The sequence below is a fragment of the Neptuniibacter sp. genome, from assembly GCF_024231755.1.
In the GTDB taxonomy this organism is placed as follows: Bacteria; Pseudomonadota; Gammaproteobacteria; order Pseudomonadales; family Balneatricaceae; genus Neptuniibacter.
Genome location: NZ_JAAEQH010000067.1, coordinates 1 through 3,696, shown reverse-complemented (window position 1 = coordinate 3,696; position 3,696 = coordinate 1). Strand labels below are relative to the sequence as shown.

Annotated in this window: 3 protein-coding genes; all 3 read left to right on the top strand. The window is 43.8% G+C overall.

Annotated elements, in window-relative coordinates:
- A partial coding sequence (locus GY843_RS03290) for a DUF4856 domain-containing protein (RefSeq protein ID WP_297306484.1) occupies positions 1 to 1,377 on the top strand: 1,377 nt, incomplete at its 5' end.
- Between the two features lie 333 nt (positions 1,378 to 1,710).
- Complete coding sequence (locus GY843_RS03285) at positions 1,711 to 2,397, top strand: sterol desaturase family protein (RefSeq protein WP_297306482.1); 687 nt, start codon at positions 1,711 to 1,713, stop codon at positions 2,395 to 2,397.
- Positions 2,398 to 2,482: 85 nt separating this feature from the next.
- Entirely contained in the window at positions 2,483 to 3,532 is a 1,050-nt protein-coding gene (locus GY843_RS03280) for a Fe(3+) ABC transporter substrate-binding protein (protein WP_297306480.1), read from the top strand.
- Positions 3,533 to 3,696: the final 164 nt, after the last annotated feature.

The following is a 3,696-nucleotide window of genomic DNA, read 5'->3' as shown; positions in this document are numbered from 1 at the left end:
TCTGCTGTTGCAATGGCTACAGCGATGGGTGCTTCAGCAGCACAGAATTACGCAGATTTTCCAGTAACGGTTAAAGGTTACAAAGGAGACGCTAAGCACTCAGTAGCTTATACAGGTCAAGCAGCGCGTCAGGTTTTACACACTTCCCTTAAAAAACTTGCAGGCAAAGGTAACGGTCAACCAAATGCTGAGCTGAAAGCTAAAATGTTGGCTTACTATGAAGGCAAAGATGCTGGCCGTTCAATTATCACACCAGCAAGCAAAGGTGGTTTTGTTGTAGCTGAGACTAAGGTTGATGAACTGTCTAAGAAGAAAAACCTAGCAGGTAAAGCTTATAAAGGTGCTGTTGCAGGTTGGCCTGGCAATATGACGGGTCAGGAAACTCTGAGCTTTATGATCGATAAAGCTTCAGCTGCAAACAAAGGTTATGACCCTCTAACAGGTTACGACTACGCTCAGCTAATCTCTAAGTTTGCTATGGGTGCGGTTTTCTATAACCAGGCAGTGGATAACTACCTGGATGAGAAACTGGAAGCGGATACAAAACCAAACAACAAAGCTTACAAAGATGGCGCTGCATACACAGGTAAAGAGCACGTATGGGATGAAGCATTTGGTTACTTCGGTGCCCAGGCTAACGCACTGAACCTGACTGCTGAGCAGGTGTACAAGGTTGCCAAGCAGAAACAAGAAGCACTGCAATACGCTGACCTGAACAAAGATGGCAAAGCGTCTCTGTACAACGAAATGACTTATGCTCATGCATACTACGCTGCTGGTTTTGATAAAGGTGGCAAAACTAACTACCTACACACAATCGTGCAGGCATTTGTTGATGGTCGTCAACTAATCACTGATGCAAAAGGTGAAGCTCTGACAGATGAACAGCGTAATAAGCTGAAAGGCTATGCAAAAACTATCGCTGATAACTGGGAAAAAGTGATCGCTGAAGCGGTATTTAAATACGCTGGCTCTACTTATAAAGATCTGCAGAAGCTGAAAGCTGCTATCGAATCTAATGGTGATGCAGCTCCGATCTTCCGTAAATACGCTAAACACTGGGGTGAGCTGAAAGGTTTCGCTCTGGCACTACAGACAGGTAAAGATAACCTGGGTGAAACAGCTGTTAAGCTGAACCGTCTGATCGGCTTTAGCCCTGTGTTACTGGGTAATACTCAGGTAACGGGTATAGATGCGAAAGGTAACTATGTTCAGTCCACTTCCATCGATATGGACGAGTACATGCTACACATGCTGAAAGTGCAGAAGCTGATGGTAGATCAGTTTGGTGTTGAAGCTCGTGGTAATGACGTGATGGCTGACCTGGGTGATCTGGCTGATAAGCTAGGTTCAGGTGCAAGTGCCGAGAACGACTAATTTCCGTTTGTTCGGGGACAGGTTTAAACCTGTCCCCAGACTCAAATGCTAGAACAAGTACTAACTGATTTTTATCAAGATCTTATCCAAGCCTTTTCAGAACCTAAAAAAAGGGTGTTCTGGGGGTATCTGCTATGCTCCCTTGTTATTGCGATCTGTTGGCTTAAGTGGTCTCAGGTAAGGTTTTCATCCGTTTTATTCAGCAAAAAAATCTGGTGGTCTGAATCGGCAAAAACCGATTACCTTATCTTTCTGATTAATCGCTTCGCTTTTTTATTTATAGCGCCCTTGCTAGTTACGCAACTGGCGGTAGCAACATGGCTTTTCCAGAGCATGCATGAGTGGATAGGTTATCGTCCTTTAATCGGCGAAGACTGGCCAGCCTGGGCAATAATGGGGCTGTTTACCGTTTGTTATTTTCTACTGGATGACTTTTCCCGTTTCTTTGTACACAAATTACTGCATGAAGTGCCTGCACTATGGGCTTTTCACAAAGTGCACCATTCGGCACGTTCACTAACTCCAATAACTGTATTCAGAACACACCCTGTTGAAGGTGTTCTCTTTTCTCTGCGAAGTACGCTGGTTCAAGCGATATCGATTGCGTTTTTTGTATTCTTTTTTGGTAAACGAGCAGATCTGATTACCGTTCTAGGTGCAGGAATCTTTACTTTCCTCTTTAATCTGACCGGTTCCAATCTACGACATTCGCATATCGCTCTTGGTTATTGGCATTGGCTTGAGAAGTGGTTGATATCACCTGCGCAGCACCAGATACATCATTCAACTAAACCTGCGCATTTTGATAAGAACTACGGTGTTGTGCTGTCTATATGGGATCGGATTACCGGAACGCTTGTGTATTCAGAAAAAGGTCAGCAGCTTGAATTTGGTTTATCCAGGCAACGTCTACCCGATGAGCAAAATCTTATAAAAATTTATACCGCCCCATTTTTTGAATTGGGTTCAGTTTTATTGAGCAAGATCAGGAAAAAATCAAAAGAGGCACCGAATAGTTAAGAACTATCATGGCAATGATAACGGTTATCGTTTATGATTCTATTCTTAGTTCAAAGCCTGTGCTTCATCCTTTCAGGACATATCTATGAAGAAGTTAACCCTCAGTAAGTTGTTCTCCTCTGTTGGTGCTATTGCCACTGTTTCCCTAGCCGCATTATTACCTTCTACTGCTTCTGCAGATTCTGGTCTGGTAAATGTTTATTCAGCGCGTAAAGAAGCACTGATTAAACCGATGTTAGAGCGTTTCACAGAAGAAACAGGGATCACTGTTAATCTGGTGACAGGTAAGGCTGATGCACTTCTTAAACGCCTTGAAGTTGAAGGTAGTGCAAGCCCGGCGGATATCTTTGTAACAGTTGATGCCGGTCGTCTGCATCGCGCTAAAGAAGCGGGTGTTCTTCAAGTTGCAGGCAGTGAAAAGCTTGATCAGGTTGTGCCAAAAAGTTTGCGTGATGCAGATGGTTACTGGTACGGCATGACACAACGTGCTCGTACAATCTTTTATGTTAAGGGTAAGGTTCAAGAATCTGAGCTCTCTACTTATGAAGATCTTGCAGATCCTAAGTGGAAAGGACGTATCTGTGTTCGCTCCTCCAACAACATTTATAACCAGTCCCTTGTTGCTGCAATGATTGACGCTATTGGTGTGGAAAAAACCGAGGCTTGGGCGAAAGGTCTGGTTAAAAACTTTGCTAAGCCACCATCGGGCGGTGACACTGATCAGTTGAAAGCTGCAGCGGCAGGTGTATGCGATCTGGCACTGGCTAACACTTATTATTTTGGTCGTCTTTTAAACAGCAAAGATGAAGAGAAACAGGCACTTGCTGCAAAGCTTTCAGCATTTTGGCCGAACCAGGATGATCGTGGTGTACATATGAACGTGAGTGGCGTGGGTGTTACCAAACACGCTCGTAACGTAGAAAGTGCGATCAAACTGATGGAATTTATGGCTGCTGAGAAATCCCAGATCTGGTATGCAGAAGTAAATAACGAATACCCAGTGATTGAAGGCGTAAAGATCCCAGCAAATCTGGCTACTATGGGTGAATTTAAAGCCGATGATATTGTGCTAAGTAAGCTAGGTGATAATAACCGTGCAGCGGTTGAATTGATGGATCGGGCTGGTTGGAAATAATCCAAATCTAATAAATTTTTGAAAGTAATTTTAACGCCTGTGACGGTTGTAACTGTCTCAGGCGTTTTCTGCTTGTATAAACCGGAATAATGTCTGTAGCGAATCTGCGAAAATCTGATCATAAGGTGAACTGGTTAGCATCGGGTTCAGTGCTTTTGGCGCTG